This is a genomic window from Actinosynnema sp. NPDC023658, assembly GCF_040639995.1.
Classification (GTDB): domain Bacteria; phylum Actinomycetota; class Actinomycetes; order Mycobacteriales; family Pseudonocardiaceae; genus Actinosynnema.
Window position 1 is genome coordinate 1 of the sequence record NZ_JBFAAX010000580.1, and the last position, 3,619, is coordinate 3,619.

A 3,619-nucleotide genomic window follows, 5' to 3' on the forward strand; every position below is an offset into this window, starting at 1 on the left:
GTCAGGGTCGCCTCGTCGGTGTACCTGGTCTCCATGCCGTCCGGGGACCGCAACGTGCGCTGCGGCAGGCCGAGTTCGCGCATGGTGTCGTCGATGTCCCTGGACCCGCCGTGCACGAGCGTGACCCGGTGCGCGCGCCACAGCCCGGCGATGTCGTCCGCGACGCCCTCGCCGTGCCCCTGGAGGCTGCCGCCCCACTTCACCACGATCCTCATCGCGATCACACCGGGTGCAGACCGGGGAAGGTGAGCCCGCACGTCTCCGGCAGCCCGAGCATGAGGTTCATGCACTGGACCGCACCACCGGCCGCCCCCTTCACCAGGTTGTCGAGGGCGGCCATCACGAGCGCCCTGCCGCGGTCGTCGACGGCGATCCCGATGTCGCAGAAGTTGGAACCGAGGAGCACCTTCGGGTCCGGGTAGCGGAACGCGCCGCGCGGGCTGGTGAGCAGCCGGACGAACGGCTCCGCGCCGTAGTCCTCCCGGTACATGCGGACCAGCTCGCGCTCGGTCGCCTCACCCACCGCCACCCTGGTCAGCGTCTGCACGCCGCGGACCTGCGGCGTCGCGGTGGCCGTCATGGACGCCTCCACCCCCAGCGCCTCGGCCACCTCGGCTTCGTGCCGGTGGCCGAGCGGGGCGAACACCCGCATGACGCCGCTGCGCAGCGCGTGGGAGTTGGCCGAGTCGGCGGAGGCCCCGGAGCCGCTGCTGCCGGTGCGCGCGTCGACCTCGACCGACGACAGCAGGTTCCGGTTCGCCAGGGGCGCGAGGCTCAGGATCGCGCTGGTGGCCATGCAGCCGGGGACGGCGACCCGGTCCGCGTCGACGATCTGCTTGCGGTGCAGCTCCGGCAGGCCGCGGACGAACGCGGACGCGTGCGCGCCCTCGCGGTGCCACCCGTAGTGGTGCTGCATGCGCGTGGCGTCCTCGATGCGGAAGTCGGCGGTCAGGTCGACGACCTTCGGCGCGAGCGCGCTCAGCTCGTCGAGGACTTCGATCGTCGACCCGTGCACGCCGGCCAGGAAGACGAGGTCCACGGGCTCCAGGTCCGCCCGCCGCCGGTAGCGGAGACCGCTCCCGCGCAGCGGCGGGTGCGCGGTTTCCACCGCTTGACCCGCGCGGGTGTCCGAGGTGACCCCGGCGACCTCGACCTCGGGGTGGTGCACGAGCAACCGGAGCAGCTCGCCACCCACGAAGCCCCGGCCTCCCACGACCGCGATGCGCTTCACACTGGTTCCTTCACGTCGGTCCCGGACAGGCACAGATCGATGACCTTCGCCGCCACATCGGTGCGGGTCGCGCCCTCGAATCCCTGGAACTCCATCCGGGAGTTCACCTCCAGCACCAGGTGGCCCCCGTCCGCGTACCGGACCAGGTCCACGCTCACCACCCTGGCGCCCACGGCGGCGGCCGCCGCCGTGCACAGCTCGCGCACCTCGTCGTTCGGCCCGAGCGGCTCGACCGCCGCTCCCCGGGCGACGTTGTTGCGCCAGTCGGTGCCCGAGCGGACGACCGCCCCCAGGAACTCGCCGTCCACGACGATCCCCCGGATGTCGGGCGCACCCGGCTGGACCGCCTCCTGGACGATCACCGTCCTCATCACCGCCGAGGGCAGCTCGGCGGAGTGCTCGAGCACGGCCTCGGCCGCGTAGCGGTCGGTGATCAGGCTGACCCGCTTGCCCCAGGACGAACCCAGGGGCTTGATGACGGCGGGGTAGCCGACCGACTCGACCGCCCGCATCCCGGCTTCCGGCGACGGGGCGAGCAACGTCGTCGGGGTGGGGATCCCGTGGTCGCGCAGCCGCAGGTACGTCGACCACTTGTTGCAGCAGATCCGGGTCGACGAGGAGTCGTTCACCGGGAACGCGCCGAGCTCCTCCAGCGTCTCCGCCATCAGCACGGCGCGTTGCGCGGCGATCTCGCGGTTGAGGACGGTCATGCCCCGCAGCCGCTCGGCCTCGCCCGGCCCGAACGTCAGCGAACGGGGGTCCAACCGGTCCACCGCGACACCGCGGTCGGCCAGCTCGTCCAGGAGCCGGCGCTCCTCGTACCGGACCACCGACAGCATGATCCCCAGCCGCGTCGGTCGGCTACCAGGGCTCATTCGCCCCAGTCCTCTTCCGGCTCGGGCGCGATCGCCAGTTCCACGGGCGTCATCGACAAGATCTCGAGTTCCGCGTTGCAGCCCGGACAACCGACGATCTCCCCCGGATAGCTGTCCGTTCGCACCTCGAACTCGCTGTCACAGCTGACACACTGCGCATTCACCCGGAAACCCCTTCTCTCGACTTCGACCCTGCGACGAACTCCAGCACGCGGCGGAGCACGGAATCGGACGTCAGCTCACTGGCCTCCAGCAGGTCCGCGTGCGCGCCGGGCGGGAGGAAGTCGGTGACGCCGACCGGCAGCCACCGCAGGCCGCGGGCGCCGACCGCCGACGCGACCTGCGCGCCCATCCCCCCGGAGGTGAACGCCTCCTCCAAGGTGACCAGCCACCGGCACTCGCCGCCGATGATCCCGTCGACGGCCCGGGCGGACTCCGGGTCGACGCTGTGCGCGTTGATCACCTGGGCGCGGTACCCCGCTCCTTCGAGCCCGTCCGCGACGTGGCACGCCGTGGCCAGCATCTCGGGGCCCGTGGCGACCAGCGCGACGTCGTCCCCCGCGCGGACCTCCTGCGGGCGGCCCAGCTCCGGTTCGGGCAACCCCTCGAACACCGGCGAGTCCTTGCGGCCGAGCCGCAGGTAGGTCGGGCCGTCGTACTGGAGGCACTGCTCCAGCAGCGACACCGCCTGGTGCGCGTCCGCGGGGACGACGACGCGCATGCCCGGCAGCGAGTTCATCAGGGCGAGGTCTTCCGCGCAGTGGTGCGTCGGCCCCAGCCAGCCTCCGCTCGCGCCGCCGTGCGTGCCGACGATGCAGACCCGGCGGCGCGGGTAGGCGATGTCGAGCTTGATGAACTCGAACGCCCGGCTCACCGAGAAGGCGGCGAAGGTGCAGACCAGCGCGCGCCAACCGTGGTGCTGGGCGCCCGCGGCCAGCCCGATGGCGGCGTTCTCCGCGATGCCGACGTTGAGGTACTCCATCTCCGGCGTCGGCTTGACGCTCCCCGTGTCGGTGTCGACGACGAGCACGTTGTGCCGCACGGCCAGTCCCGGCAAGGCGTCGGTGAAGGCGACGCGGGTGCTCAGCCGCTCCGACCCGATCTCAACCACGGTCGGCCTCCCCCACTGCGGTCACCGGGCGGGCCGCCCGTCGCATGGCCGCCTTGACCCGCTGGTGCTTCGCGGCGTCCAACCGCACGAAGTGGGACACGGCCTTGCCCGCGAGCGGACCCGCCCCGTGCCCCTTGACGGTGCGGCAGACCACCGCGACCGGTCCGTCGACCCGCACCGCCTCGTCGAGGGCGGAGCAGAGCGCGGGCAGGTCGTGGCCGTCCACTTCGAGGGTGTGCCAGCCGAAACCGGCCCAACGCCCGGCGACCGGCGCACCGTCGCTCACGTCCCGCACGGCGCCGGTCTGCTGGAAGTCGTTGACGTCGACCACCACGACCAGGTTGCGGGCGTCGAGCGCCCGGCCCACCTGCGCCGCCTCCCACACCGACCCCTCCTGGAGCT

The 3,619-nt window shown here is 72.5% G+C and carries 4 protein-coding genes and 2 pseudogenes; all 6 read right to left on the bottom strand.

Translation table 11 applies throughout. The features are described 5' to 3' along the window. Positions 1 to 215, bottom strand: a pseudogene (locus AB0G02_RS31470) (acetylglutamate kinase); the annotation flags it as partial. 5 nt (positions 216 to 220) lie between these two features. Beyond that, positions 221 to 1,231 (bottom strand): N-acetyl-gamma-glutamyl-phosphate reductase, encoded by a 1,011-nt coding sequence (gene argC, locus AB0G02_RS31475; protein ID WP_360801312.1) that lies wholly within the window; start codon positions 1,229 to 1,231, stop codon positions 221 to 223. Then, on the bottom strand, positions 1,228 to 2,106 hold the full coding sequence (locus AB0G02_RS31480; RefSeq protein ID WP_360801315.1) for a RimK family alpha-L-glutamate ligase: 879 nt from the start codon (positions 2,104 to 2,106) through the stop codon (positions 1,228 to 1,230). Before AB0G02_RS31480 ends, argC begins: the two co-directional genes overlap by 4 nt. Continuing rightward, the gene (locus AB0G02_RS31485; RefSeq protein ID WP_360801318.1) at positions 2,103 to 2,270 is read right to left on the bottom strand and encodes a lysine biosynthesis protein LysW; all 168 of its coding nucleotides are present in this window, start codon (positions 2,268 to 2,270) and stop codon (positions 2,103 to 2,105) included. Before AB0G02_RS31485 ends, AB0G02_RS31480 begins: the two co-directional genes overlap by 4 nt. Further along, complete coding sequence (locus AB0G02_RS31490; RefSeq protein WP_360801321.1) at positions 2,267 to 3,217, bottom strand: transketolase C-terminal domain-containing protein; 951 nt, start codon at positions 3,215 to 3,217, stop codon at positions 2,267 to 2,269. Before AB0G02_RS31490 ends, AB0G02_RS31485 begins: the two co-directional genes overlap by 4 nt. Further along, positions 3,210 to 3,619, bottom strand: a pseudogene (locus AB0G02_RS31495) (transketolase); the annotation flags it as partial. The gene AB0G02_RS31490 and the pseudogene AB0G02_RS31495, both read right to left, overlap by 8 nt.